The sequence below is a fragment of the Pseudomonas sp. PDNC002 genome (assembly GCF_016919445.1).
In the GTDB taxonomy this organism is placed as follows: Bacteria; Pseudomonadota; Gammaproteobacteria; order Pseudomonadales; family Pseudomonadaceae; genus Pseudomonas.
This window is the reverse complement of sequence record NZ_CP070356.1, coordinates 3264947-3291139: the sequence shown is the minus strand read 5'-3', so window position 1 is coordinate 3291139 and position 26193 is coordinate 3264947. Positions and strand designations below refer to the sequence as shown.

Sequence of the window (26193 nt, the reverse complement as noted above, 5' to 3'; positions counted from 1 at the left end):
GAGGCATTGCCGGTACTGCGTTCGCCTTACGGGTAGACGATGGAGTAGGTCACGCTCGACTTCACTTCGCCCGCGCTCGGGGTAGCCGAGTTGGAGTAGTACTTCACAGTGAACGGCATGCTGGCGCCGGTACCGGAGATATTAGTGAATGCCGAGGCCGGCGCATTGCCCAGTTGCAGGGCCGAGCCGTTGCGGAAGATGGCGAGGTCGACTTCCTGGGCGCCGCTGCCAATGTTCTTCAGGCGACCTTGAGGGGTGACGTTGGCGCCCGGCTCGAAGAACACCGCTACGCCCGGGTTGCCGCTGACGTCGCTGCCGGTGCAACCGGAGAGGTCGATGGTGAAATTGGTATCGCCACCGGTGTTACCTACCCCCGCCAGGGAGGATTTCGAGACAGTCGGCAGGGTGACGGTGCCATCACCGGTACCGGCGCCGTTGACCTTGATGGTGCAAGTGACGTCCTGGACTTTGCCGTTGAAGTTGATGGTGCCGTCGGACGCTTGCGCTTGCAGCGCGGAAACAGTCAAAGCAGTGAGGGTGGCGAGGGAGATCAGGGACTTTTTCATCGGGTATCCAACTTGAGTGAGTGGGCCCCCTGCACCGGCATTGGTGAAGGAGATGGCCAAATTCTGGTCTCACCCAGGTAGTTGCCCTACCGTAATATCCTCATCGGCATGTAGGAGAAATCTTGTTAGAAACCCTCGGTCCTACAACCTTCAGCCCCCGGCGAACGGTGCTGCACGTCCTGTGGGAGCCCGCATGCGGCGCGGGCTCCCACCACAATCACGCGGCGGCGTCGGCCACTGCCGTTTTCGCCACACCACGGCTCACCCACCAGCCGAAGATGCCGGCGGTGAAGAACATCAGCACACCGTAAATGGCCGCTGGTATCGCCATGGTGCTGTTGTTCAGCAGCATGGGGCTCAACGCCAGGGCGATGGCCAGGGTGCCGTTGTGGATGCCGATCTCCATGCCGATGGCGATGGACTGCGGCTTGGACAGCTTGAGCAGGCGCGGCACCCAGTAGCCCACGGCGAGGCTCAGCAGGTTGAAGCTCAGGGCGGCGGCGCCAACGATGGGGGCGTAGGTCAGGAAGGTCTGCCAGTCCTTGGTCACGGCCACGCCGATGATCACCGCCAGCAGCAGCGCCGAGAGGATCTTCACCGGCTTCTGCAGCGCCGCCGCCACGCTCGGCAGCAGGCGCCGCACGATCATGCCGATGGCGACCGGTCCCAGGACGATGACAAACACCTGCAGCACCTTGCCGAACTGCAGCGGGATGGTCTGGCCGTCGTTCATGAAGTACAGCAGGGACATGTTCACGATCAGCGGCATGGTGAGGATGGCGATCACCGAGTTCACCGCGGTCAGCGTGATGTTCAGCGCCACGTCACCGTGGGCGAGGTGGCTGTAGAGGTTCGCGGTGGTGCCGCCGGGGGATGCTGCGAGCAGCATCATGCCCACGGCCAGCGCGGCTTCGAGGGCAAAGCCGACCGTAATGAGGAAGCACGCCAGGGGCAGCAGGATGACTTGGCAGACCAGGCCGATGAGTACCGGCTTGGGATAGCGCACCACGCGGGCGAAGTCGGCGACGGTCAGGGACAGGCCGAGGCCCAGCATGATGATGCCCAGGGCGATGGGCATGAAAAGCGTCAGCAAGGGATCGTTGGTCATTGTCATTATTCTCCAACTGGGGTGGGCCGATTGTTTCGGCCTCTGATTCGCTTGTAACTGGCCTTGCAGGCCAAAACCACTTCATCGTGTAACAGAATGCGAAGTCTTGTAGCGAACGGGTCGGGATCGTCGGCGGGTACGCTTTTTGTAGGAGCGAGCTTGCTCGCGAACCGCCCAACGCCGAATCGGCCGGTAAATGCGCTCCTACAGGTGATTCATGAAGTAATGGGACTGGGAATGCCCTCTCCCCCGCCCTCTCCCTGAAGGGAGAGGGAGTCATCCTCTGCCACATTCAGTTCGTCGCTCACCTGACGCCATTTCGGTTACAGGAAACGGGGGACGAGCCGGCTAAACGGGCATGTCACCCGCATGCCGAACAGCCCCCTCTCTCTTCAGGGAGAGGGTTGGGGAGAGGGAACACCCGAGCGCACCGCACCCCCGAGACGATCAGATCGCCGTCGCCCCACCATCCACCGGCAGCGCGATGCCCGTGGTGAAGCCGGCGTGGTCACTGCACAGGTACAGCACCGCGCCGGCGATTTCCTCGACGCGACCCACACGGCCCACCGGGTGCATGGCGGCGGCGAACTCGGCCTTCTTCGGATCGGCCTCGTAAGCGCGGCGGAACATGTCGGTGTCGATCACTGCCGGGCACACGGCGTTGACGCGAATTTTCTTTTTCGCGTACTCGATGGCGGCGGACTTGGTCAGGCCAATCACCGCATGTTTGGAAGCCGCGTAGATGCTCATCTTCGGCGCGGCACCCAGGCCTGCGACCGAGGCGGTGTTGACGATGGCGCCGCCGCCCTGCTCCAGCATCACCGGGATCTGGTGCTTCATGCACAGCCAGACGCCCTTCACGTTGACGCCCATGATGGCGTCGAACTCGCTTTCCTCGCCGTCGGCCAGCTTGCCCTTTTCGATCTCGATACCGGCGTTGTTGAAGGCGTAGTCCAGACGACCGTAAGCAGCCACGGTGCCCTCCACCAGCGCCTTGACCTCGGCGTCGCGGGTCACGTCGCAGCGGATGAAGGTAGCCTCGCCGCCAGCGGCGCGGATCAGTTCTACCGTGGCTTCGCCGCCCTTGGCGTCGACGTCGGAAACCACGACCTTCACGCCCTGCTGGGCGAAGGCCTGGGCGGTGGCGCGACCGATACCGTTACCGGCGCCAGTGACCAGGGCAACCTGGCCGGAAAGCAGCTGACTCATGAGCGAACCTCGAAGCGGTAGGAAGATAACCGTCGCAGTCTAGCCAGCGCTCCGACGGCGCGAAGCACTATCAGGCGGGGCGACGTCGCTGCATCCACGGCGATGATGATTCCTGTAAATCCGGATCACTGGAACCGATGGACGAACATTCCTCCGGCGGACGGAACTTGCCCCGACGCGGCAGGCGGACTATCACCTAGGCTTTCCCCCTGACTGAGTCCACTGCCATGTCTGCCCAGATCAACCGCCAGTTCCAGCTCGCCCAGCGCCCGGTCGGCGCCGCCACCCGCGACACCTTCGCCTACGTGGAAACCCCGGTCGGCGAGCCCGGCCCGGGGCAGATCCTGGTGAAGAACCAGTACCTGTCGCTGGACCCGGCCATGCGCGGCTGGATGAACGACGCCAAGTCCTACATCGCCCCGGTGGCCATCGGCGACGTGATGCGCGCCCTGGGTGTGGGCAAGGTGGTCGCCTCGCAGCACCCGGACTTCAAGGTCGGTGACGAGGTAAACGGCGCCCTCGGCGTGCAGGATTATTTCCTCGGCGAGCCGAAGGGCTTCTATAAGGTGGACAGCCAGCGCGCGCCGCTGCCGCTGTATCTGTCCGCGCTGGGCATGACCGGCATGACCGCCTACTTCGGCTTCCTTGATGTCGGCCTGCCCCAGGCTGGGGATACCGTGGTCGTTTCCGGCGCCGCCGGCGCGGTGGGTAGCGTGGTCGGGCAGATCGCCAAGATCAAAGGCTGCCGCGTGGTGGGTATCGCCGGCGGTGCCGACAAGTGCCGCTACCTGGTGGACGAACTGGGCTTCGACGGCGCCATCGACTACAAGGCCGAGGACGTCAACGCCGGCCTCAAGCGCGAGTGTCCCAAGGGCGTGAACGTGTTCTTCGACAACGTCGGCGGCGACATCCTCGACGCCGTGCTGGCCCGTCTGGCGCCCAAGGCGCGGGTGGTGATCTGCGGCGCGATCAGCCAGTACAACAACAAGGAAGCCGTGCGCGGCCCGGCCAACTACCTGTCGCTGCTGGTCAATCGCGCGCGGATGGAAGGCATGGTGGTGATGGATTACGCCCATCGCTTCCAGGAAGGCTTCAAAGACATGGCGACCTGGATTGCCGAAGGCAAGCTGAAGTCGAAGGAGGACATCGTCGAAGGCCTGGAAACCTTCCCCGAGACCTTGGCCAAGCTGTTCAGCGGTGAGAACTTCGGCAAGCTGGTGCTGAAGGTCTGACGCCGTTTTCCCTGTTTTTGTAGGAGCAAGCTTGCTCGCGAGCGTGCACGGCACCGACGGCGTTGGTGAGAGTGCTCACGAGCAAGCGCGCTCCTACGGTCACTCTGCATTTACATAGGAATGCCGTTCGCAATGGCGGGCCGGGCCGGCCTGTCGGCCGGATCGCGGATGAATCCGCTCCTACAAGATCAAAAGCCCCTCACCCTAACCCTCTCCCAGAGGGAGAGGGAACCGTTCGGTGCAGGATGAAATCACGGCATCAGCCGGTACGATCCGCCCTTCGCGCTCTGGAATGGGACCGTTCGGGGCAGGATGAAACCACACCATCAGCCCGCACGATCCGCCCCTCTCACTCTGGAATGGGACCGCTCGGTACAGGATAAAACCGCAGCATCAGCCCGCACGACCCGCCCCTCTCGCTCTGGAGTGGGACCGTTCGGTGCAGGATGAAACCACACCATCAGCCCGCACGACCCGCCCTTCTCGCCCTGGAATGGGACCGTTCGGTACAGGATAAAACCACACCATCAGCCCGCACGATCCGCCCCCTCTCCCTCTGGGAGAGGGTTGGGGTGAGGGAAAGCCCAGCGTCGAAGCCATCGAGAAACACCAACCATGCCATCCCCCCTCTAACTCGATGATTTCCGACAAGCCCTGAAGCGCCTTTCCATCTAATATTTCCCTTGGCCGATTCCAAGGAAGATCCCCGATGTCACTCGCCCGCTGGCTGCCCGGTCTGGACAGCCTGCTGCACTACCGTTCCGACTGGCTGCCGCGCGATGTGCAGGCGGGCCTGTCGGTGGCCGCCGTGCAGATTCCCACCGCCATTGCCTATTCGCAGATCATCGGCTTTCCGCCTCAGGTCGGGCTGTATGCCTGCATCCTGCCGATGCTGATCTACGCCATCGTCGGTAGCTCCCGGCAGTTGATGGTCGGCCCCGACGCCGCCACCGCCGCCATGGTCGCGGCCGCCATCACGCCGCTGGCGGCGGGTAATCCGGAGCGGCTGCTGCAGTTGTCGATGATCGTCGCGGTGCTGGTCGGCGTCCTGTCCATCGCCGCCGGTTTCGCCCGCGCCGGCTTCGTCGCCAGTTTCCTGTCGCGTCCCACCCTAGTGGGGTATCTCAACGGCATCGGCCTGAGCCTGATCGCCGGCCAACTCGGCAAGATTCTCGGCTACCACAGCGAGACCAGCGGCTTCGTCCGGGGCCTGATCGCGCTGATCCGCAATCTCACCGACACGCATCTGCCAACCCTGGCACTGGGTGTCGGCACCCTGTTGTTGATGATCCTGCTGCCTCGCCGCTACCCGAAGATTCCCGGCGCACTGGTGGGCGTGCTGTTCGCCTCGGTCATCGCCGCCCTGTTCGGCCTCGACCAATACGGTATCAAGCTGCTGGGCGAGGTGCCGCAAGGCCTGCCGCACCTGACCTGGCCAAAGACCAGCGTCGAGGAAGCCGGCAGCCTGTTCCGCGACGCCATGGGCATCACCATCGTCAGTTTCTGCAGCGCGATGCTCACCGCGCGCAGCTTCGCCGCCCGCCACGGCTACACCATCGACGCCAACCACGAGTTCATGGCGCTGGGCATGGCCAACATCGGCGCGGGGATTTCCCAGGGCTTCGTCATCAGCGGCGCAGACTCACGCACCGCGGTGAACGACATGGTCGGCGGCAAGAGCCAGATGGTCGGCGTGGTCGCCGCACTGGTCATCGGCGTGGTCCTGCTGCTGTTCAGCAAACCGCTGGGCTGGGTGCCGATGCCGGCGCTGGGCGCGGTGTTGCTGATGGCCGGCTGGGGCCTGATCGACTTCCGTGCGCTGCGCGGCTTCTGGGCGCTGAGCCGATTCGAGTTCGGCCTGTGCGTGCTGACCACGGTGGGCGTGCTCAGCGTCGGCGTGCTGCCGGGAATATTCGTCGCCATCATGCTCGCCCTGCTGCGCCTGCTGTACCTCACCTACCGCCCGCACGACGCGGTGATGGGCTGGGTGCACGGCATCGACGGCCAGGTGGAGATCGAGCAGTACCCCAACGCGCGCACCTTGCCGGGGCTGGTGATCTATCGCTTCGACGCGCCAGTCCTGTTCTTCAATGCCGACTACTTCAAGCAGCGCATCCTCGAGGTCGTGGCCCGGACACCGAACGCCCGCGCCGTACTGCTCAACGCCGAAGGCATCCTCAGCCTGGACATCAGCGGCCTGACCACGCTGCGCGAAGTGCAGCAGACCCTCGACGCCCAGGGCGTTCACCTGTCACTGGCGCGAGTGACCGGCGAGACGCTGGCCCTGCTCAAGCGCTCGCAGTTGCTCGGCGAGGTGAAGCCACCACTGGCGTTCAGCTCGGTGCGCGCAGGTGTCAACGCCTACCGACGCTGGCACCTGCAGCGCAAGCACGAACAGGAAGCCGCCGAGCGCGCCGCGGCGGCGTCACAGCCGGAACTGCCCCACCAGCCCCTGTAGCTCGCGGCTGAGCTGCGCCAGCTCGACGCTGGACGAGGCGGTGGATTCCATGGCCTGCGCCGATTCGTCGGCGATGCCCCGGATGCTGGTGACGCTGCGGCTGATCTCCTCGGCCACCGCGCTCTGCTGTTCGGACGCGGCAGCGATCTGCTGGTTCATCTGGTGGATCACCGCCACCGCCGAGGCGATGGTGCCCAGCGCGGCTTCGGTCTGCACCGCGTCGCCCACGGTCATTTCCACCAGCGCGTGGCTGCGCTGCATGCGTTGAACGGAGGTAGTCGCCCCATTCTGCAGGGCGGCGATCAACGTCTCGATTTCGGCGGTGGACTGCTGGGTACGTCGCGCCAGCGCCCGCACCTCGTCGGCCACCACGGCGAAGCCCCTGCCCTGCTCGCCGGCCCGCGCGGCCTCGATGGCGGCGTTGAGCGCCAACAGGTTGGTCTGTTCGGCGACGTTCTTGATCACCACCAGCACGCTGCCGATGCTCTGGCTCTCGCGGCCGAGCTGCTCGATGCTTTCGGTGGCCGCGCGCACGGCGTCGGCCAGTTGCTCGATGCGGCCCAGCGTCTGGCGCACCACGTCCTGTCCGCTGGCGACCTTGCCGTCGGCCTGTTCGGCGGAACTGGCGGCTTCTTCGGCGTTACGCGCCACATCGTGGACGGTGGCGGCCATCTGGTTCATCGCCGTGGCGACCTGGTCGGTCTCGGCCTTCTGGCTGTTAACCCCGTGCTGGGTGCGCTCGGTGACGCTGGACAGCGCCTGCGCCGAGGCGGTGATCTGCCCCACGCCATCGCTGAGCCGGCTGACGATGCCGCGCAGGCTGTCGGCCATGCTGCCGACAGCGCCCATCAGTTGCCCGACTTCATCCTTGCGCCGCACCTCGACGCTCACGCTCAGGTCGCCCTCGGCGATGCGCCGGGCCATGCCGATCACCTGGCGCAGCGGCCGCACGATCATCCAGGTGATCAGCAGCGAGGCCAGCGCACCGACCAGCAGGGCCAGCACCGCCGAACCGATGATCAGCAGCGCGTTGGTGCGCAGCTGCGCCAGCATCGCCGAGCGCTGCGCAGCATAGGCGTTGTCGACCTGCTGCATGACCTGGGCGGCGCGGTCGTTCATCTGCGCGTGGACCTGTTTCTCTTCCTCCAGCGCGGCGGTGTACTCATCGAGCTTCTCGACGAAGGCGTTGATGTTGGTGATGACGTCCTTGAGCACCGACACGTAGGTCGGGTCGGTGATGCTTTCCTGCAGCTTGGCGGACAGCTCCAGCGCCTCGGCGGCGGACTTGATGCGGCCACCCTCGGCCTTGGCCTCGCTGCCGGCCTCCATGCGCGAGCGCGCCTCGTTCAGGCCCTGCAGCACCAGGCGATAGAGCTGGCTGACCTGGGCAGCCTGCTGCAGCAGTTCCTCGCCTTTCTGGCCCTGGGAATCCTTGAGTTCGTAGGCGCCGTCATCGGCGAGGCTCGATTGCAGGATGTCCAGGCTGTTGGACGCACCGTTCACCGACCAGGTGGCGGCATCCAGCGACAGGCGCCGGCTCTTGCTGGACTTCTCGAATTTGTCGAATGCCGCGAGGTAATCGGCGATGCCCTGCTCCGCCTGCGCCATGGTGGCGGCCTGGTCCGGCTGGGTCTTCAGTCGCGCTACCGCGTCATTCAAATTGCCGGCATGCTCGCGCAGGCGCTTGGCGGAGGCCTCACTGGCATCGATGACGAAATCCTTCTCGCTCTGGCGGATCTCGAGCATTTCACGGTTGATGGTCGACATGTCGCTGAGCAGGTCGAAGCGCTGGGAAATCGCCCGCAACGAGGTCACGCCGATCACCGCCACCACGGCGGTGAGCAACAGCACCAGGCCGAAACCGATGGCCAGTTTCTTCGCTGTACCCATGTCGGCCAGACGACGCTGCACGTAGGCAACCATGGCTTCTCCCCCCATCCGCAAAAGGCGCCGCAGGAAATCCCTAAGGTCTCCTGATCGTTATCGTTGCTTTTGGGCGGAACATTAGGAGCGCCATCGGGTACTGGATAGAGGGTACGGCGGCGATGGCACGGTGATGCTGCACAGAGATACGTGGAGGTCGTATCCAGAACACTAAAAGGAAGTTTCCGAATCGACATTCGGATATAGCCGACATCGACCATGCACCCTGACCGCGCAAATTCCGACACCTGTCTTTCGACTCCAGGTGCTCGGATGAACGCCTTCTACCAATTGATCTCGCAGCGCCCACTCGCTGGATTCACCACCGAACTGATGCTGCCGGAGCTGTACGGCGAACAGCGACGCCTCGATCCGCTACTCCTCAAGCACGGGCTGCTGCCGATTCGCCGCTTCGTCTGTCCGCTGGCGTGCGACGATCAGAAGGGCGAATGGCTGGACTGCTGGTTCGAGGGGAACACCGGCCTGTGCCTGGTACGCGGCATATTCGACCTGATTCACTGCCAGGCCCTGGAACTGCCGCGCCGCCAGGAGCTGCTGTCCGAACTGTTCACGCTCGCCGAACGGCTGGAGGTGGCGCGAATCAGCGGCGTCCCCTGGCAGCTTGGCCTGGAGCTGGAGTTCGCCTGACGCCGGACGCGCCGTTACTTGGGGCGGATCATGCTGAAGGTGTCGCGGGTGTAGCTGTACTGGGTGCCGCCCAGGCGGCCTACCAGATCGAGCCGCGCTGGGTCGATGTGGCGCTCGTCCTGCATCACCGCATCGTCGATGTGCGCCAGCAGCACGCGGGCGAAGATCAGCATGCTGGACGGGTTCTGCGCCGGGTACGGCATGATTTCCGCCAACTGACACTCGAAGGCCACCGGCGCCCCCACTACGCGCGGCGGCGCCACGCGCTCGCTGGGCACGGTGGCGATACCGGTGTGCTCGATTTCGCTGACGCCATGGGGCAACCAGGCGGCGGTGGCGTTCATGTGCTCGGCCTGGGCGGCGCTGACCAGGTGGATCACCAGTTCGCCGGTCTCGCGCACGTTGCGCAGGGTGTCCTTGACGCTGCCGTCTTCGCGCACGCTGGTGTTGATCAGCAGCGTCGGCGGCGCATCGCTGATGACCTGGAAGAAGCTGAACGGCGCGAGGTTGCTGTGGCCGTCCGCGGACAGGGTGCTAACCCAGGCGATGGGGCGCGGCGTGACGGTGGAAGCCAGCCAGCGATAGGCGTCGGTCTTGGACAGTTGGGTGAAGTCGAGTTGCATGGGCTGATCCGGACAAAACGGTGAGCGATGCGGTGGGAAGACGCGGGCCACTTCATGCAGCCCGCCAGCGCGGCAGGCTCAGCGGCCGGCGCGGGACTCCTTGATGTAGAAGCGCGCGCGGCTGGCCTTGTCGGAGCAACCGGTGTAGGCCTCGACCTGCTGCTGGGTCTTGGCGGCGGTCAGCAGGCCCAGGGCCTTGGAGTAGCTGACGGTGCCGGCGAAACCTTCGGCCTTGGCCAGGTCCAGTTCATGCCAGGCCGCGTCCAGTTGCGAGGCGCAACTGTCGCGGTTGACGGTCTTGCCCGAGCAGCCGGCAACGGCCAGCACCAGGGCGATGATCAGGGGAATGCGCGGCATGACGAAACTCCTGGAGATATTCGTGGTGAATCCAGCTTAGAACGCGGCGCAGCGGCCTGCCGGACGGCGCCGCAGTATGCCATCGGACGGATGGCGTTCAAGCGACTACTACACTGTTTCCCCACGGGACATCCCGACAGGAGAAGGATCATGGTGCATCAGGGCAGTTGTCATTGCGGGCAGGTCGCGTTCGAAGTGGAAGGGGATGTCGGTGAAGTCGTGTCATGCAACTGCTCGATCTGCCGGCGCAAGGGCTCGCTGCTCTGGTTCGTGCCACGCGGCAAGCTGAGGATGACGACTCCTGAGAGTGCGATGAGCAGCTATACGTTCAACACCCACCGCATCGAGCACCGCTTCTGCCCCACCTGCGGTTGCGCACCGTTGGCCTACGCCAGCGCGCCGGACGGCACGCCGATGGCGGCGATCAACGTACGCTGCCTGCCTGGCGTGGAATTGTCGGAGCTGACGGTGAAGGAGTACGACGGCAAGAGCCGGTGAGCCCGGCCTCTACCCGGCGCCGCCGGCCCTGCCGGCGGATCGCGGAGAAGCTCCGCTCCTACAAAAGCCACGCAGAACCACCCCGTAGGAGCGGACCTTGTCCGCGAAATCCAGCACGGATAGAGACAGGCCCACCGGGAAACCCCGACAGAATGCGCCCACCCAGGAGCGCACATCCGCCGCGCCAGGCAAACCGCCCGCGGCCGGCGGATCGCGGAGAAGCTCCGCTCCTACAAAAGCCACGCAGAACCACCCCGTAGGAGCGGACCTTGTCCGCGAAATCCAGCACGGATAGAGACAGGCCCACCGGGAAACCCCGACAGAATGCGCCCACCCAGAAGCGCACATCCGATGCGCCAGGCAAACGACCCGCGGCCTGCGGATCGCGGAGAAGCTCCGCTCCTACAAAAGCCACGCAGAATCACCCCGTAGGAGCGGACCTTGTCCGCGAAATCCAACGCGGATGGAGACGGGTCCACCTGGAAACCCCGACGGAATGCGCCCACCCAGGAGCGCACATCCGCCGCGCCAGGCAAACGACCCGCGGCCTGCGAATCGCGGAGAAGCTCCGCTCCTACAAAAGCCACGCAGACCCCACCCCGTAGGAGCGGACCTTGTCCGCGAAATCCAACGCGGATGGAGACGGGCCCACCGGGAAACCCCGACGGAATGCGCCCACACAGGAGCGCACATCCGCCGCGCCAGGCAAACCGCCCGCGGCCTGCAGATCGCGGAGAAGCTCCGCTCCTACAAAAGCCAAACCGAACCCACCCCGTAGGAGCGGACCTTGTCCGCGAAATCCAACGCGGATGGAGACGGGTCCACCTGGAAACCCCGGCGGAATGCGCCCACACAGGAGCGCACATCCGCCGCGCCAGGCAAACCGCCCGCGGCGTGCGGATCGCGGAGAAGCTCCGCTCCTACAAAAGCCACACCGAACCCACCCCGTAGGAGCGGACCTTGTCCGCGAAATCCAACGCGGATGGAGACGGGCCCACCGGGAAACTCCGGCGGAATGCGCCCACCCAGGAGCGCACATCCGCCGCGCCAGGCAAACCGCCTGCGGCCGGCGGATCGCGGAGAAGCTCCGCTCCTACAAAAACCACGCAGAACCCACCCCGTAGGAGCGGACCTTGTCCGCGAAATCCAACGCGGATGGAGACGGGCCCACCGGGAAACTCCGGCGGAATGCGCCCACACAGGAGCGCACATCCGATGCGCCAGGCAAACCGCCCGCGGCATGCGAATCGCGGAGAAGCCCCGCTCCTACAAAAGCCAAAGCGAATCTGCCCCTCGGTTCGCGAGCACGCTCTCTTCTGCGCGGAGCGGCGCACTCAGCGCTCGGCGCGGAACCTCAGGTACTCCACCACCTCGTCCTGCGTCCCACGGAACTCCACGCGCTCGCCTTTGCTCTCGCGCTGGAAGGCATACATCGGGTCGTAATACTCCCCCAGCAGCCCTTCGATCCATCCGCGATGCAACTCCACCGCGCCACTGCGTTTCTGCTCTTCCAGGGCCGCATCCATGATCGCCGCCAACCGCTGGTAACGCTCGCCACCCAGGCGCTTGACGATGCCCGACAGGCTCTTGCGCAGGTACGCGGCAAAAGCGTCGAAACCGCCCTCCTCACCCACCACTTGCACATGGTCGGCGCACAGGTTCACCACGTAATCCTGGAGGATGCGCTCCACGCGCCGCTCGAAGCTGTCTTCCAGCCACACCAACGGGTACTGCTGCATGCCCTGGTACAGCTCCAGCGGTACCGAGCAGCTACCGACGATGCGACCTTCATCCTCCAGCACGAACTGCTCCATGCCGGCGTGACGCTTCTTCAGGATGTCGATGGCCAGGCGGTTCTCGAAATCGATCTGCGCCGGCTGCGGCGTGGCGCGGCGGCCGAAGGCGGAGCCGCGATGGTTGGCGTGGCCTTCCAGGTCCAGGCTGTTGGCCAGTTGGGCGATGACCTCGGTCTTGCCGGTCCCGGTCAGGCCGCCCACCAGCACGAACTGGCACTCCTCGACAGCGGCGAGGGTGGTGTCGAATAGGAAGCCGCGCATCGCCTTGTAGCCGCCGACCACGCGCGGGTACTCGATACCGGCTTCGCTCTTCAGCCACTGCTGGGTGATCTGCGACCGCAGCCCGCCGCGGAAGCAGTACAGGTAACCCTCGGGGTTGGCCTTGGCGAAGTTCGCCCAGGCTTCGATGCGTGCGTCCTTGAGTTCGCCGCAGACCAGCTCGTGGCCCAGGGCGATGGCGGCCTGCTGGCCGTTCTGCTTGTAGCAGGTGCCGACCTTCTGCCGCTCGATGTCGTTCATCAGCGGCAGGTTCACGGTGTGGGGAAAGGCGCCCTTGCCATGCTCGACCGGGGCGCGCACATCCATCATCGGCACGTCGTCGAGAAACAGATCGCGGTAGTGGCGGGTGTTGTCGCGCATCACTCCACCTCGACCGCGTGACGCTGTCGGCCCACCAGTTCGCCGATGGGCGCCAGGTCCAGCCCCAGTTCCTTGGCAGTTGCGAGGAATTCAGCCTGGCCTTCCGGGGCGACCGCCACCAGCAGTCCGCCGCTGGTTTGCGGATCGCACAGCAGCAACTTGCGCAGTTCGGGCAACGGTGCAATGCGTTCGCCGTAGCTGTCGAAGTTACGCAGGGTGCCGCCGGGCACGCAGCCGGCTTCCAGATAATGTTCGACACTGCCCAGGCGCGGTACGGCATCGAAGCGGACGCGGGCGGTCAGCCCGCTGCCGTCGGCCATTTCCACCAGATGGCCGAGCAACCCGAAGCCGGTGACGTCGGTCATCGCCTTCACCCCGGCCAGCTTGCCGAAGCGCGCGCCGGGCTTGTTCAGGGTGCACATCCAGTCGCGGGCGACGCCCACGTCCTCGGCGCGCAGCTTGGCCTTCTTCTCGGCGGTGGTAAGGATGCCGATGCCCAGCGGTTTGGTGAGATACAGCGTGCAGCCTTCGGTGGCGGTGTCATTACGCTTCATGAAGCGCTTCTCGACGATCCCGGTGACGGCCAGGCCGAAGATCGGCTCGGGCGCGTCAATGGAATGCCCGCCGGCCAGCGGGATGCCGGCTTCGTCGCAGACCTTGCGGCCGCCGGCGATCACCTCGCGGGCGATTTCCGGCGCCAGCACGTTCACCGGCCAGCCGAGGATGGCGATGGCCATCAGCGGATCGCCGCCCATGGCGTAGATGTCGCTGATGGCATTGGTGGCGGCGATGCGGCCGAAATCGAAGGGATCGTCGACGATCGGCATGAAGAAGTCGGTGGTGGAGACTACGCCGCGTTCGGCGTCGATAGCATAAACAGCGGCATCATCACGGGAGGCGTTGCCGACCCACAGCTTCGGGTCGAGGTTCTGCGCGCCGCTGCCGGCGAGGATCACCTCCAGCACCTTGGGGGAAATCTTGCAGCCGCAACCGGCACCATGGCTGTACTGGGTCAGGCGGATCGGTTCGCTCATCTCGGGCTCCGGCAGGGGAAATCAGAGCCGGATTCTAGCAAAGGCCGGCTTGGCTCGACCGTTGCGTCCAGCGTATCGTCGACAGGTTCGTAACGGGGAGTTGCCCTATGTCAAAACAGATTGCGCTGGTGCTTGGTTCCGGCGGAGCCCGCGGTTATGCGCACATTGGCGTAATCGAAGAAATCGAACGGCGCGGCTATGAGATCGTCTGCATCGCCGGCTGCTCGATGGGATCGGTGATCGGCGGCATCTACGCGGCCGGCAAACTGCGCGAATACCGCGACTGGGTGGAAAGTCTCGATTATCTCGACGTCTTGCGCCTGCTCGATGTCAGCTTCCGCCTCGGCGCCATTCGCGGCGAGCGGGTATTCGGCAAGATTCACGAACTGCTCGGCGAGATCAACATCGAGGACTTGCCGATCCCCTACACCGCGGTCGCCACCGACCTCACCAACCAGCAGGAAATCTGGTTCCAGGAGGGCTGCCTGCACCAGGCGATGCGCGCCTCCGCGGCGATTCCCAGCCTGTTCACCCCGGTCATGCAGGGTAGCCGCATGCTGGTGGATGGCGGCCTGCTCAACCCGCTGCCGATCGTCCCGGTGGTCTCGACCCACGCCGACCTGATCGTCGCGGTCAACCTCAACGCCACCAACCAGCGCCAGTATTCGCTGCCGGTGATCGAACGGCCGGCGGCGCTGAAAGGCCGCTTCGACGCGGTGATCACCGGCCTGTCCAACAAGCTGAGCTTCTTCCGTCGTGGGGAAAGCGAATCCCCACCGGAGCTGATCGCCGACGCCCTGCTCCACCCGGTCCCGGCCGCCTCGGAGGAGCCTGCCGAACCGGAGATGCAGCAACCCGCCGCCGCGCCCCAGACCAAGGGCTCGCCCCGTTCGGCCACCGGCAGCCACGTGATCGACAGCAGCAGCCCGGCCTCCTTGCTCGAACTGGTGAACCAGAGCTTCGAGGTGATGCAGACGTCGCTCGCGCAGTACAAGATCGCCGGCTACCCGCCGGACATCCTGATCAACGTGCCCAAGCGTGTGTGCCGTTTCTTCGAGTTCTACAAGGCGCCGGAGCTCATCGCCCTCGGCCGGCAGATCGCCAGCGATACGCTGGATCGGTATGAGGCGGAGAATCCGTATTGATCGGTTGATCTGGTGCCGTGCGGTTCGCGAGCAAGCTCGCTCCTACAGAGACCCGGCCTGCGCCGCTCTGGCTCTGGATTTTGAAGACTTCCAGAGCAACCTCAGCACGCTCCAGCCCGCCCCGTTCAGGAGGCCTCGTTGAATTGGAGTTTCAGGGCTTGAGCGACATGGATGTCGCGAGAGCCACGATGGGCCAGGGATGGCCCGTCGTGGGGGGGACGCCTAGTTCGGGCCCCTGAAACTTCGACTCAACGAGGGAATTTTTCGCCTAAGCGAAAAACCGGATGTCCGGAGCAAGCCTTTTTGGTTCCTTTTGGGAGGGCGGCTATCCGACGTTTGCCAAAAGGGATTCGCCCGAGGGGGCGAAACAGGAAGCCAGCGCACACTCCGGCGCGACGCGGGGAACAACGGCGCGGGGCACGCACATCGCGGACACGATGCAGCGGCCGCCACCAGCGAGTATGAGTTCCGCCGCGCGGGATTTCGCGGACAAGGTCCGCTCCTACGGGGGAGCTGGGTGGTCAGGCGTCGCGCAGGCGGTAGCCGACGCCGGCTTCGGTGACGATGAAGCGCGGGTTGGTCGGGTCGTCGGCGAGTTTCTGGCGGAGATGACCGACGACCACTCGCAGATAGTGCGTGTCCTCGGTATGCGTCGGCCCCCAGATGTCCTTGAGCAGTTGCTGCTGCGTCACCACGCGGCCGATATGGCGCGCCAGGGTCGAAAGCACCGCGTACTCCTTGCGCGTCAGCGAGACTTCGTCACCGTCGAGCAGCACCCGGCGGTAGGAGAAATCCACGCTCAGCGGCCCGACCGCCACCACCGCTTCCTGCGTCTCGCCACTGCCGCCCTGGCGCAGCAGCACACGGATGCGCGCCAGGAATTCCTGGATGCCGAAAGGCTTGGTCACGTAGTCGTTGGCGCCGCTGTCGAGCGCCAGCACCTTCTCGCTTTCGCTGGCGCGCACGGAGAGCACCAGCACCGGCACCTGCGACCACTCGCGCAGTTCGCGCAGCACATCCTGGCCGTCCTTGTCCGGCAGGCCGAGGTCGAGCACCACCAGGTCCGGGCGCCCCAGCGCGGCCTGGGCCAGGCCTTCCTCGCCCGTACCGGCTTCCAGCACCTTGTAGCCACCGGCGCTCAGGCTGATACGGAGGAACTTGCGGATCTGCGGTTCGTCGTCGACGACCAGAATGGTGGCGGCGCTGGCGTTCATCGGCAGTCCGGGCTGGCTGGGGGCGTCCAGCTTGAGCCTTTCAGACAGCAGCATCAAGCTGCTCCAGGTCCGGCTGTTGCTGCAACGGCAGGTGAAGCACAAGGGTCGTACCGCGCCCGTCGATGCCGTCTTCCACCGTGATCCGTCCGCCGTGGGCGCCGACCATGCCCTGGCAGATCGCCAGGCCAAGCCCGGTGCCCTGCCCACCTCGGTCGCCGCGCGCGGCGGTGTAGAACATGTCGAAGATCTTCTCGCGCTCGGCCGCCGGAATGCCCGGTCCTTCGTCGCTGACCAGGAAGCGCAATTCGTCTTCGCCCTGCTCCACCGTCACCCGCAGGCGGCCTTGCGGCGGCGAGAAGCGCGCGGCGTTTTCCAGCACGTTGACCAGTGCCTGTTCGATCAGCGCGGCATGCACATACAGCAGCGGCAGTTCTGGCGGCACGCGGGTTTCCACGCGGTACGGCGCCACCACCGCACGCAGACGGTTGAGCGCGCTGCCAACAATGTCACCGGGGGACACCCAGTCCCGCGACAGCTTCAGGCCACCGTGGCCCAGGCGGGTCATGTCCAGCAGGTTCTGGATGTAGCGATCCAGGCGCTCAGCTTCGTCGCGGGTGCTTTCCAGCAGCTCGCGGCGGTCCGGCGGCGGGATCGCGTCGCCCAATGCCAGCAGGCTGTCGATGGCGCCGCGCATGGAAGTGAGCGGCGTGCGCAGGTCGTGGCTGACCGAGGCCAGCAACGCGCTGCGCAGTTGTTCGGTTTCGCCGTGCAGGCGCGCGGCTTCCAGGTCTTCGGCCAGACGCGCACGGGCCAGCGCCTGGCCCAGCGGCTGGCCGAGGGCGGCGAGCAGGCGCCGGCGCGAACCGGGCAGCGGCTGGCCGTCGCGCGGGCTGACGCCCAGCAGCGCCAGCGGGCCGTCCTCGCCGGACAGCGGCCACCACCACCAGCGCCCGCCCGGCAAGGTGCCGGTGCCCAGGCCGGCGGGCTGGTCGTGCTGCCAGGCCCAGTCGGCGGCGGCACGCTCCTGATCTTCCAGCGGGCGATTCAGGCCGCCCTCGACTTTCCATTCACCGTTGACTCGGCCGAGCAGGCAGATGTCCAGCCCGTCCCAGCCACCCAGTTGTTGCGCGGCGGCGGCCATCACCGCCTGGCGGTCGGTGGCGGCGGTGAGCTTGCGCGACAGGTCGAGCATCTGGCTGGTCTCTTCCTGCGTCTCCCGCAGCGCTTGCAGTTGCCGGCGCTGACGGGCGGCAAGGTTGCCGGTGAGGCCGGCCATGAGCAGGAAGAACAGCAGGGTCAGCACGTCTTCTTCGCGCTGGATGGAGAAGGAAAAGTGCGGCGGAATGAACAGGAAGTCGTAGGCCATGAACGACAGCACCGCGCAGGCCAGCGCCGGGCCGAGACTGCTGCGCACCGCCACCAGCAGCACGGCGGCGAGGAACACCAGGGAAATGTTCGGCAGTTCCAGCACGCCGGCCACCGCCCAGGCCAAGGCACTGGCGCAGGCAGCGGCCAGGGCGGCGAGCAGGTAGTTGCCCCAGGGCCAGGGCGTTTGCAGGCGGACCTTGGGCGGGGTGAGATCGGCCTCGCTATCGAGCACGCTGATCTCCAGGCCATCCCCAAGGCGCAGCAGGCGCGCCGCAAGCCCGCCGCCGAACAGCTGGCGATACCAGCGCTGCCGCGAACGGCCGACCAGCAACAGCGTTGCACGGCGTTCCTTGGCGTGCTCGACCAGGGTTCGCGCGACTTCGCCACCGCGCAGTTCGACGACATCGCCACCCAGCCGCTCGGCCAGTTGCTGGGCGCTCTGCAGCTGCATCCGCGACTCTTCGCTGCGCGCATCGCCTGTATCTACATGCACCAGCGACCAGGGCAGATGCCGGCGCTCGGCCACGCGGCTGGCGTGGCGCACCAGGCGTTCGGCGTTGTGTTCGCCGTCCACGCCGACCAGCAGGCGCCCACGCACGGCGGGCGCCTCGCCGCCCTGCTGGCGGTAGCGATGGGCAAGGTCGGCATCGACCCGCGCGGCGGCGGTCTGCATGGCCAACTCGCGCAGCGCGGTGAGGTTGGTCTGGCTGAAGAAGGCGTCGATGGCGGCGCGCGCCTGCTCGGGCACGTAGACCTTGCCCTCGCGCAGGCGCTCCAGCAATTCGCGCGGCGGCAGGTCCACCAGCAGCAGTTCGTAGGCTTCCTGCAACACCCAATCGGGCACCGTTTCGCGCACCTGCACGCCGGTGATGTCGCGGACGTGGTCGTTGAGGCTTTCCAGGTGCTGGACGTTGACCGTGGTGTAGACGTCGATGCCGGCGGAGAGCAGTTCCTGGATGTCCTGCCAGCGCTTGGCGTGGCGGCTGCCGGGAGCGTTGCTATGCGCCAGTTCGTCCACCAGCGCCAGCGTCGGCGGGTCGGCGAGCAGGCCGTCCAGGTCCATTTCCACCAGTTGGATGCCACGGTACTCGGAACGCTTGAGCGCCTGCTGCGGCAGGCCGGCCAGCAGCGCTTCAGTCTCGGCGCGGCCGTGGGTTTCGACGATGCCGACGCGCAGCTTCACGCCCTGGCGCAGCTGGCTCTGTGCGGCCAGAAGCATGGCGTAGGTCTTGCCGACGCCCGGCGCGGCGCCGAGGAACACCTTGAGACGGCCACGGCCCATGGCAGGCAGGTCGGCCAGCAGGGCATCGGCGCGGGTGGGGTCGGTCATGTCGGTATCCTCGGGGCGCTCATGGCGCCCACTGCTGAGAGGATGGGAGCTGGAAAGCCCCTCACCCCAAACCCTCGGCTTTGGCATCCTGCGTCGCCCTACCTCCTGCATCCATGCAGTCGTCTCCCGGAGGGAGAGGGAGCCGTCCTCTGCCGCTGGACGGTACTGCGTTCCTCTACATGCCGTGGCAGAGCTCGGCACTTGGCGCTGGAGTCTAGCGAGGCAGGCTGGCCAGGGCCATGTTCAGCGCCAGCACGTTGACCACGGCCGGGCCGATCAGCGGACGTTCGGTGTGATCTTCCACCAGCTTCATCAGGCTGGCCGCCGGCACGCCACGTTCCAGCGCGATACGCGGTACCTGGTACAGCGCGGCTTCCGGTGGCAGTTGCGGATCGAGGCCGCTACCGGAGGTGGTGACCAGCGCCAAGGGTACGGGTTGGTTGCCGACCTGCTGGGTGGCGGCATCCTTGGCGATACGCTCGGCCAGGGCCGGGTTGCCCGGGGCGAGGTTACTGGCGGAGCTGGAGATGGTGGCGAAGTCGCCAGCCGAGGGGCGCGAGTGGAACCACTGGGCGCCGTCGAACTTCTGCGCGATCAACGCCGAGCCACGCACGTTGCCGTTCTGGTCGCGCACCAGGCTACCGTTGGCCTGGTCATGGAAGGCGACCTGGGAGATGGCGGTGACGACCAGTGGATAGGCCTCGCCGGTGAGCAGCCCGAGCAGGACAAGGGAAACGATGGCGGGACGAAGTTGCTTGAACATGTTGAGTGCTCCTCTGTTGGGTTCGGAGCGCGGGCTTACCCTCGCCCCTGCCCTCTCCCAGAGGGAGAGGGGGTTGTTCGGTGTATCCGGCGAGATCGGCGCTTCCCAATCTCTCAGGACGGTCCCTCTCCCTCTGGGAGAGGGTGAGGGGAAAAGGCGCGCGCCTCAGGCCAGGCCCACCGCTACCAGGATCATGTCGATCACCTTGATCCCCACGAACGGCGCGACCAGCCCGCCCACGCCGTAGATCAGCAGGTTGCGTCGCAACAGCTGCGAGGCGTCGCTGGCCTGCACGCGCACACCGCGCAGGGCCAGGGGGATCAGCGCGACGATGATCAGCGCGTTGAACACGATGGCCGAGAGGATGGCGCTCTGCGGGCTGGCCAGCTTCATCACGTTGAGCACGCCTAGCTGCGGGTAGATGCCGGCGAACAGCGCGGGAAGAATGGCGAAGTACTTGGCCACGTCGTTGGCCACCGAGAAAGTGGTCAGCGCGCCACGGGTCACCAGCAGTTCCTTGCCGACCTGGACCACGTCCAGCAGCTTGGTCGGGTCGCTGTCCAGGTCCACCAGGTTGGCGGCCTCGCGGGCGGCCTGGGTGCCGTCGTTCATCGCCATGCCGACATCGGCCTGCGCCAGGGCCGGGGCATCGTTGGCGCCGTCGCCACACATGGCGACCATGCGACCCTCACCCTGTTCCTGGCGGATGCGCGCCAGCTTCTTCTCCGGCGTGGCTTCGGCAATCACGTCATCCACGCCTGCCTCGGCGGCAATCGCGGCGGCGGTCAGCGGGTTGTCGCCGGTCACCATCACGGTGCGGATGCCCATGCGGCGCAGTTCGGCGAAGCGCTCGCGAATGCCCGGCTTGACCACGTCCTTGAGGTGAATGGCGCCCAGCAGCTTGCCGTCGGCCACTACCAGCAGCGGCGTGCCGCCGCTCTGGGCGATGCGCTCGATCTCCTTGGCGAGACTCTCCGGCATCTGCGCGCGGCCCAGGCCGACGAAGGCCAGCGCGGCGTCCACGGCGCCCTTGCGGTAGACGTGACCGTCCATATCGATACCCGACAGGCGCGTCTCGGCGCTGAAGGCGATCGGCGTCACGCGGTTACGGTCCGGCTCCGGCAGGACGATCTGCGCGCGCAGGAACTCAACGATGGACTTGCCTTCCGGCGTGTCATCGGCCAGCGAGGCGAGGAACGCGCCCTCGGCCAGCTCCAGCGGCTGTACACCGGGCGCAGTGTGCAGCGCGCTGCAGCGGCGGTTGCCGAAGGTAATGGTGCCGGTCTTGTCGAGCATTAGGACATGGACGTCCCCCGCCGCTTCCACGGCGCGGCCGGACTTGGCGATGACGTTCAGGCGCACCAGGCGGTCCATGCCGGCGATGCCGATGGCCGACAGCAGGCCGCCGATGGTGGTGGGGATCAGGGTTACCAGCAGCGCCACCAGGAACACCAGCGGCAGGTTGCCGCCAGCGAACAGGGCGAAGGGCTTCAGGGTCACGACCACCAGCAGGAAGATCAGCGTCAGGCCGATCAGCAGGATGTCCAGCGCGACTTCGTTGGGCGTCTTCTGCCGCTTGGCGCCTTCCACCAGGGCGATCATGCGGTCGAGGGTGGACTCGCCGGGATTGGCGGTGATCTTCACCAGCAGCCAGTCGGAGACCAGACGGGTATTGCCGGTGACGGCCGAGCGGTCGCCGCCGGACTCGCGGATCACCGGCGCGGATTCACCGGTGATGGCCGCCTCGTTGACCGCCGCCACGCCTTCGATCACCTCGCCGTCGCCGGGAATCAGCTCGCCGGCTTCGACGCGCACCACATCGCCCTTGCGCAGGCTGCTGGCGGCGACTTTCTCGAACTTGCCGGTCACCGCCATGCGCATGGCCTGCAGGCCCTGGGTGCCGGCCTTGAGGCTGTCGGCGCGGGCTTTGCCACGACCCTCGGCGAGGGCTTCGGCGAAGTTGGCGAAGAGCACGGTGAACCACAGCCACACGGCGATCTGCACGGCAACGAAGGTGGGTACCGAGTCGCCGCCCACGACGCACAGCACGGTAGTCAGCACAGCGGTCAGGGCCACCACCAGCATCACCGGCGAGCGTTGCAGCTGACGCGGGTCGAGCTTGATGAAGGCCTGCAGCAGCGCCGGCTTCCAGAGGGCAGACAGCGCGGTGGTCGGACGTTTTTCAACGGCCTTTTTCATCGCGAGTTCCTGGGTATGTGCGTTCATTCAAGGAGCTCCTCAGAAACCAAGCGTCAGGTGATCGGCCACCGGGCCCAGCACCAGCGTTGGCAGGAAGTTCAGGCCACCGACCAGCAGGATGGTCGCGGTCAGCAGGCTGACGAACAGCAGGCCGTGGGTCGGGAAGCTGTTGGGGCCAACGGGCGTGGCCTTCTTCGCCGCCAGGCTGCCGGCAATCGCCAGCACCGGCAGGATGTAGCCGAAGCGGCCGATCAGCATGGCCAGGGCGATCATCAGGTTGTGGAACGGCGTATTGGCGCCGAAGCCACCGAAGGCCGAGCCGTTGTTCGCAGTGCCCGAGGTGTAGGCGTAGAGCAGTTGGCTGAAGCCGTGGGCGCCGGGGTTGCTCACCGATGCGGCCGGGCCCGGCAGGCTGGCGGCAATGGCGCCGAGCACCAGCACGCCGACCGGCATCACCAGCAGGGTCGCCACCAGCAGGCGGACTTCGCGGGCTTCGAGTTTCTTGCCCAGGTATTCCGGCGTGCGACCGACCATCAGCCCGGCGAGGAACACCGCGACCAGGACGAACAGCAGCATGCCGTAGAGCCCCGCGCCGACACCGCCGAAGATCACCTCGCCGACCATCATGTTGAGCATCGCCACCATGCCCGACAGCGGGTTGAGGCTGTCATGCATGGCATTCACCGAGCCGTTGGACGCAGCGGTGGTGGTTACCGCCCAGAGCACGCTGGCCGTGGTGCCGAAGCGGCTTTCCTTGCCCTCCAGCGGAGCGGTCTGCTCCACCGGCAGCGCGCTGAGCGCCGGGTTGGGCTGGTACTCGGCCCATAGCGAGGCGCCCAGGCCGAGGGCGAACAGCACCAGCATGCAGCCGAGGATGGCGCGGCTCTGGCGCAGGTCCTTCACGTAGTGACCGAAGGTGAACACCAGCGCGGCCGGGATCAGGATGATCGAGACGACCTCGAACAGGTTGCTCCAGATGGTCGGGTTCTCGAAAGGGTGCGCAGAGTTCACGCCGAAGAAGCCGCCGCCGTTGGTGCCCAGTTGCTTGATGGCGATCTGGCTGGCCGCCGGGCCGAGCGGGATGGACTGGTCGGCGCCCTGCACGGTCAGCGCATGGACATAGTCGGTCAGCGTCTGCGGCACGCCCTGCCAGACCAGCAGCAACGCCAGCAGCAGGCACAACGGCAGCAGCCCATAGAGGGTGGCGCGGGTCAGGTCGACCCAGAAGTTGCCCAGGTTGTTCGTCGACTTGCGCGAGATGCCGCGAGCCAGGGCCACCAGCACGGCCAGGCCGACGGCGGCGCTGACGAAGTTCTGCACGGTCAGGCCGAGCATCTGGCTCAGGTAGCTCAGCGAAGCTTCGCCGCTGTACGCCTGCCAGTTGGTGTTGGTGACGAAGCTCACCGCGGTGTTGAACGCCAGTGTCCACTCCAGGCCCGGCAGGTGTTGCGGGTTCTGCGGCAGCGAGCCCTGCAGCATGAGGATGGCGAACAGCAGCACCAGCCCGACCAGGTTGAAGGCCAGCAGCGCCAGCGTGTAGCCCTTCCAGTCCTGCTCGTTGTCGGCGCGGATGCCGCAGGCGCGGTAGATCAGGCGCTCCACCGGGAGGAAGACCGGGCTGAGGAAGGTGCGCTGGCCCTCCATCACCTTGTAGTAGAAGCGCCCGAGGAAAGGCGCCGGCACCAGCACCAGCGCCAGGAAGGCGACGATCAGCAACACGTCATGACTGTTCATGAACGATCCTCAGGAACGGTCGGCGCGCAGCAGCGCCACCAGCAGATAAATGAACAGTCCCGTGGCCAGGACCAGGGACACACCGTCGAGCACGCTCATGATTGCTTTCTCCTCACGCGGGCGATTCCATCGCTTGATGCGGCGCTTGCCGCCTGACGGAAATTCTCCGCAAGGAACGCGTAAAGGAGCGATTCCCAGCCTCGCCGGACGGCGTAAAGAACGCGTAAAAAACCGCGTGGAAACGGCGCCCGGCGGGCATGTATCGAAACCGATACAGAGCGGACACGCTGGCGACACCCGTCGGCGGCAGCCTCGCCGACCATGGCCCGTGCACGCGTCGACGGGTTAGCATGCGCCCGTCGCATGCCCCTAGCGGCCCTTGGCCACCCTGCCCCACGTCTTCCCGCGACAGGTTTCCTCATGTACCCGACCACTTCCGACGACCCACGCCGCTGGACCACCCGCGCCTTGCTGGTGGATGACGACGAGCCGATCCGTGAACTGCTCTGCGGCTACCTCGCGCGCTTCAACATCGAGGCCCACGGCGTGGCTGACGGCGTGGAAATGCGCCGTGCGCTGGAAAACGACAATTTCGATGTCGTGGTGCTGGACCTGATGCTGCCGGGCGAAGACGGCCTGTCGCTGTGCCGCTACCTGCGCGCCGAATCGGATATCCCGATCCTCATGCTCACCGCCCGCTGCGAGCCGGCGGACCGCATCATCGGCCTGGAGCTGGGCGCCGACGACTACATGGCCAAGCCCTTCGAACCGCGCGAGCTGGTGGCGCGTATCCAGACCATCCTGCGCCGCGTGCGCGGCGGCAACCTTCCCGGTGAAGAAGGCATGCGCGGCGAACCGCGCGCCCAGGTGCGCTTCGACCACTGGCGCCTGGACAGCGTGCTGCGCCAGCTGCACGCACCGGACGGCCTCGTGGTGCCATTGTCCAATGCTGAATTCCGCCTGCTCTGGGTGTTCCTCGAACGCCCACGGCGGGTGCTCAACCGCGAACTGCTGCTGGACGCCGCCCGAGGCCGTACCATCGAAGCCTTCGACCGCAGCATCGACCTGCTGGTGTCGCGCCTGCGGCAAAAGCTCGGCGACGATCCGCGCTCGCCCCGGCTGATCAAGACCGTGCGCGGCGAAGGCTACCTGTTCGATGTCCGCGACATCGCCTGAGTCCACGCCCGATGGCGTGAAGGAAAAACCGCTGGAGCGCGCCGACAGCCTGTTCGCCCGACTGTTCGGCGTGTTCCTGCTGGCCATCGTGATCGCCCACCTGCTGGCGTTCGCCTGGTTCCACCACTACGGGCCGCGCCACGAGCCGCCACCACCGCCACCAGCGGGAGCAGGTTTCGAACGCGGACCGCCACCACCGGGCATGATGCCGCCACCACCGCCCGGCCCACGCCTGCCGTTCTGGAGCGTGCCGTTCGCCTTCCAGTTGCTGACCTTGATCCTCGCCGCCTACATCGGCGCGCGCCTGCTGGCCCGCCCGGTGCAGCATCTGGGCGACGCTGCGCTGCGCCTCTCCGAAGACCTGGACAGCCCGCCCCTGCCTGAGACCGGCACGCGTGAAGCGCGCCTGGCCGCCCGCGCCTTCAACCGCATGCGCGAGCGCATCCGCGAACAGGTGCAGCAGCGCAGCCGTATGCTGGTGGCGGTCTCCCACGACCTGCGGACCCCGCTGTCGCGCCTGCGCCTGCGCGTCGAGGAAATCGACAACCCGCAGCTGCGCACCCGCATCGGCCAGGATCTCGCCGAGATGATCGGCATGCTCGACTCCACCCTGCACTACCTGCAGCAGGAACGCGCCAACGAGCCGCCACAGTGGTTCGACGTCAAGGCGCTGGCCGAATCGCTCGCCGAGGACGCCTGCGAACGCGGCGCCGACGTCGGCGTGGTGGGTTACTGCGCGCCGCTCAAGGTGCAACCCATGGCGTTGCGCTCGTGCCTGAACAACCTGTTGGACAACGCCCTGCGCTACGCCGGCGACGTCTGCATCGAGTTGCGCGACGGCACCCGCGAACTGGAAATCCGCGTACGCGACCACGGCCCGGGCATTCCCGCCGAGCTGCGCGAGCAAGTGTTCGAACCGTTCTTCCGCCTGGAAGGCTCACGCAATCGCAACTCCGGCGGCGTCGGCCTGGGCCTGGCCATCGCCCGCGATGCCGCGCGGCGCCAGGGCGGCGACCTGACCTTCGAGGAAACTCCTGGCGGCGGCGCCACCGCCGTGTTGCGCCTGCCGCGTGCCTGAAGGCTCGTTGTAGCCCGCCGCAAACAAAGCGCACAAACCCGCGACACACAGAAGCCCGAGGCTGCCATGACCGGAGAACCCTCCGGTCCGGCAAC

21 protein-coding genes are annotated in these 26193 nt (G+C 66.3%); 7 read left to right on the top strand and 14 right to left on the bottom strand.

The genetic code is table 11. The features are described 5' to 3' along the window. Positions 1-26: 26 nt before the first annotated feature. From JVX91_RS15190 to JVX91_RS15180, 3 genes are all read right to left on the bottom strand, one after another. On the bottom strand, positions 27-566 hold the full coding sequence (locus JVX91_RS15190; protein WP_205335036.1) for a fimbrial protein: 540 nt from the start codon (positions 564-566) through the stop codon (positions 27-29). A 217-nt stretch (positions 567-783) separates the two neighbouring features. Continuing rightward, positions 784-1674: a bile acid:sodium symporter family protein gene (locus tag JVX91_RS15185; protein WP_205335035.1), complete on the bottom strand. Its 891-nt coding sequence runs from the start codon at positions 1672-1674 to the stop codon at positions 784-786. A 447-nt stretch (positions 1675-2121) separates the two neighbouring features. Beyond that, positions 2122-2883, bottom strand: coding sequence for an SDR family oxidoreductase (locus JVX91_RS15180; RefSeq protein WP_205335034.1), 762 nt, complete (start codon positions 2881-2883; stop codon positions 2122-2124). A gap of 227 nt (positions 2884-3110) precedes the next feature. Between JVX91_RS15180 and JVX91_RS15175 the strand changes: the two genes are divergently transcribed. Both JVX91_RS15175 and JVX91_RS15170 read left to right on the top strand, forming a co-directional pair. Then, entirely contained in the window at positions 3111-4115 is a 1005-nt protein-coding gene (locus tag JVX91_RS15175; protein WP_205335033.1) for an NADP-dependent oxidoreductase, read from the top strand. Between the two features lie 709 nt (positions 4116-4824). Continuing rightward, on the top strand, positions 4825-6573 hold the full coding sequence (locus JVX91_RS15170) for a SulP family inorganic anion transporter (RefSeq protein WP_205335032.1): 1749 nt from the start codon (positions 4825-4827) through the stop codon (positions 6571-6573). On the opposite strand, the gene JVX91_RS15165 is transcribed toward JVX91_RS15170, so the two are convergent. Next, complete coding sequence (locus JVX91_RS15165; protein ID WP_205335031.1) at positions 6541-8496, bottom strand: methyl-accepting chemotaxis protein; 1956 nt, start codon at positions 8494-8496, stop codon at positions 6541-6543. The genes JVX91_RS15170 and JVX91_RS15165 overlap by 33 nt on opposite strands. A 273-nt stretch (positions 8497-8769) precedes the next feature. Between JVX91_RS15165 and JVX91_RS15160 the strand changes: the two genes are divergently transcribed. Beyond that, a complete protein-coding gene (locus JVX91_RS15160) occupies positions 8770-9144 on the top strand; it encodes a hypothetical protein (protein WP_205335030.1) in 375 nt (124 codons plus the stop codon). 14 nt (positions 9145-9158) lie between these two features. Here JVX91_RS15160 and JVX91_RS15155 read toward each other — a convergent pair whose 3' ends face one another. Together JVX91_RS15155 and JVX91_RS15150 are read right to left on the bottom strand one after the other, a co-directional pair. Further along, positions 9159-9767, bottom strand: coding sequence for a flavin reductase family protein (locus tag JVX91_RS15155; RefSeq protein WP_205335029.1), 609 nt, complete (start codon positions 9765-9767; stop codon positions 9159-9161). Positions 9768-9845: 78 nt separating this feature from the next. Then, positions 9846-10124, bottom strand: a complete 279-nt coding sequence (locus tag JVX91_RS15150) for a hypothetical protein (RefSeq protein ID WP_138525195.1) — start codon at positions 10122-10124, stop codon at positions 9846-9848. A gap of 150 nt (positions 10125-10274) precedes the next feature. Between JVX91_RS15150 and JVX91_RS15145 the strand changes: the two genes are divergently transcribed. After that, a complete protein-coding gene (locus JVX91_RS15145; RefSeq protein WP_205335028.1) occupies positions 10275-10622 on the top strand; it encodes a GFA family protein in 348 nt (115 codons plus the stop codon). 1334 nt (positions 10623-11956) lie between these two features. Here the strand turns inward: JVX91_RS15145 and mnmH are convergent. Both mnmH and selD read right to left on the bottom strand, forming a co-directional pair. Beyond that, a complete protein-coding gene (gene mnmH, locus JVX91_RS15140; protein WP_205335027.1) occupies positions 11957-13057 on the bottom strand; it encodes a tRNA 2-selenouridine(34) synthase MnmH in 1101 nt (366 codons plus the stop codon). Continuing rightward, positions 13057-14091, bottom strand: a complete 1035-nt coding sequence (gene selD / locus JVX91_RS15135) for a selenide, water dikinase SelD (protein WP_205335026.1) — start codon at positions 14089-14091, stop codon at positions 13057-13059. Before selD ends, mnmH begins: the two co-directional genes overlap by 1 nt. 107 nt (positions 14092-14198) lie before the next feature. On the opposite strand from selD, the gene JVX91_RS15130 reads away from it, so the two are divergent. Beyond that, positions 14199-15236: a patatin-like phospholipase family protein gene (locus tag JVX91_RS15130; RefSeq protein WP_205335025.1), complete on the top strand. Its 1038-nt coding sequence runs from the start codon at positions 14199-14201 to the stop codon at positions 15234-15236. A gap of 521 nt (positions 15237-15757) precedes the next feature. Here JVX91_RS15130 and JVX91_RS15125 read toward each other — a convergent pair. The 6 genes from JVX91_RS15125 to kdpF form a co-directional block, all read right to left on the bottom strand. Continuing rightward, complete coding sequence (locus JVX91_RS15125; RefSeq protein WP_205340018.1) at positions 15758-16450, bottom strand: response regulator; 693 nt, start codon at positions 16448-16450, stop codon at positions 15758-15760. A gap of 40 nt (positions 16451-16490) precedes the next feature. Then, positions 16491-19148 (bottom strand): sensor histidine kinase KdpD, encoded by a 2658-nt coding sequence (locus JVX91_RS15120; RefSeq protein ID WP_205335024.1) that lies wholly within the window; start codon positions 19146-19148, stop codon positions 16491-16493. 214 nt (positions 19149-19362) lie between these two features. Next, entirely contained in the window at positions 19363-19911 is a 549-nt protein-coding gene (gene kdpC / locus JVX91_RS15115; RefSeq protein ID WP_205335023.1) for a potassium-transporting ATPase subunit KdpC, read from the bottom strand. A gap of 165 nt (positions 19912-20076) precedes the next feature. After that, positions 20077-22137 (bottom strand): potassium-transporting ATPase subunit KdpB, encoded by a 2061-nt coding sequence (gene kdpB / locus JVX91_RS15110; protein WP_205335022.1) that lies wholly within the window; start codon positions 22135-22137, stop codon positions 20077-20079. A gap of 12 nt (positions 22138-22149) precedes the next feature. Next, positions 22150-23844 carry a potassium-transporting ATPase subunit KdpA gene (gene kdpA / locus JVX91_RS15105; RefSeq protein ID WP_205335021.1) on the bottom strand — a complete coding sequence of 565 codons (1695 nt, stop codon included), beginning with the start codon at positions 23842-23844 and terminating at the stop codon, positions 22150-22152. Between the two features lie 9 nt (positions 23845-23853). After that, entirely contained in the window at positions 23854-23943 is a 90-nt protein-coding gene (kdpF, locus tag JVX91_RS15100) for a K(+)-transporting ATPase subunit F (RefSeq protein WP_009618573.1), read from the bottom strand. A 321-nt stretch (positions 23944-24264) separates the two neighbouring features. Here kdpF and JVX91_RS15095 point away from each other — a divergent pair, with 321 nt between their 5' ends. Then, positions 24265-25020, top strand: coding sequence for a response regulator (locus JVX91_RS15095; protein ID WP_205335020.1), 756 nt, complete (start codon positions 24265-24267; stop codon positions 25018-25020). Beyond that, positions 25001-26098, top strand: coding sequence for a HAMP domain-containing sensor histidine kinase (locus tag JVX91_RS15090; protein WP_205335019.1), 1098 nt, complete (start codon positions 25001-25003; stop codon positions 26096-26098). The genes JVX91_RS15095 and JVX91_RS15090 overlap by 20 nt, the downstream gene beginning before the upstream one ends. Positions 26099-26193: the final 95 nt, after the last annotated feature.

Bases quoted from the DNA above. Each gene is read 5' to 3' on its own strand.
- JVX91_RS15180 (WP_205335034.1), bottom strand. From the start codon at position 2,883: ATGAGTCAGCTGCTTTCCGGCCAGGTTGCCCTGGTCACTGGCGCCGGT.
- JVX91_RS15165 (WP_205335031.1), bottom strand. From the start codon at position 8,496: ATGGTTGCCTACGTGCAGCGTCGTCTGGCCGACATGGGTACAGCGAAG.
- JVX91_RS15145 (WP_205335028.1), top strand. From the start codon at position 10,275: ATGGTGCATCAGGGCAGTTGTCATTGCGGGCAGGTCGCGTTCGAAGTG.
- kdpB (WP_205335022.1), bottom strand. From the start codon at position 22,137: ATGAACGCACATACCCAGGAACTCGCGATGAAAAAGGCCGTTGAAAAA.
- JVX91_RS15120 (WP_205335024.1), bottom strand. From the start codon at position 19,148: ATGACCGACCCCACCCGCGCCGATGCCCTGCTGGCCGACCTGCCTGCC.
- selD (WP_205335026.1), bottom strand. From the start codon at position 14,091: ATGAGCGAACCGATCCGCCTGACCCAGTACAGCCATGGTGCCGGTTGC.
- JVX91_RS15170 (WP_205335032.1), top strand. From the start codon at position 4,825: ATGTCACTCGCCCGCTGGCTGCCCGGTCTGGACAGCCTGCTGCACTAC.
- JVX91_RS15155 (WP_205335029.1), bottom strand. From the start codon at position 9,767: ATGCAACTCGACTTCACCCAACTGTCCAAGACCGACGCCTATCGCTGG.
- kdpC (WP_205335023.1), bottom strand. From the start codon at position 19,911: ATGTTCAAGCAACTTCGTCCCGCCATCGTTTCCCTTGTCCTGCTCGGG.
- JVX91_RS15185 (WP_205335035.1), bottom strand. From the start codon at position 1,674: ATGACCAACGATCCCTTGCTGACGCTTTTCATGCCCATCGCCCTGGGC.
- JVX91_RS15090 (WP_205335019.1), top strand. From the start codon at position 25,001: ATGTCCGCGACATCGCCTGAGTCCACGCCCGATGGCGTGAAGGAAAAA.
- JVX91_RS15130 (WP_205335025.1), top strand. From the start codon at position 14,199: ATGTCAAAACAGATTGCGCTGGTGCTTGGTTCCGGCGGAGCCCGCGGT.
- JVX91_RS15095 (WP_205335020.1), top strand. From the start codon at position 24,265: ATGTACCCGACCACTTCCGACGACCCACGCCGCTGGACCACCCGCGCC.
- kdpA (WP_205335021.1), bottom strand. From the start codon at position 23,844: ATGAACAGTCATGACGTGTTGCTGATCGTCGCCTTCCTGGCGCTGGTG.
- JVX91_RS15150 (WP_138525195.1), bottom strand. From the start codon at position 10,124: ATGCCGCGCATTCCCCTGATCATCGCCCTGGTGCTGGCCGTTGCCGGC.
- kdpF (WP_009618573.1), bottom strand. From the start codon at position 23,943: ATGAGCGTGCTCGACGGTGTGTCCCTGGTCCTGGCCACGGGACTGTTC.
- mnmH (WP_205335027.1), bottom strand. From the start codon at position 13,057: ATGCGCGACAACACCCGCCACTACCGCGATCTGTTTCTCGACGACGTG.
- JVX91_RS15175 (WP_205335033.1), top strand. From the start codon at position 3,111: ATGTCTGCCCAGATCAACCGCCAGTTCCAGCTCGCCCAGCGCCCGGTC.
- JVX91_RS15160 (WP_205335030.1), top strand. From the start codon at position 8,770: ATGAACGCCTTCTACCAATTGATCTCGCAGCGCCCACTCGCTGGATTC.
- JVX91_RS15125 (WP_205340018.1), bottom strand. From the start codon at position 16,450: ATGAACGCCAGCGCCGCCACCATTCTGGTCGTCGACGACGAACCGCAG.
- JVX91_RS15190 (WP_205335036.1), bottom strand. From the start codon at position 566: ATGAAAAAGTCCCTGATCTCCCTCGCCACCCTCACTGCTTTGACTGTT.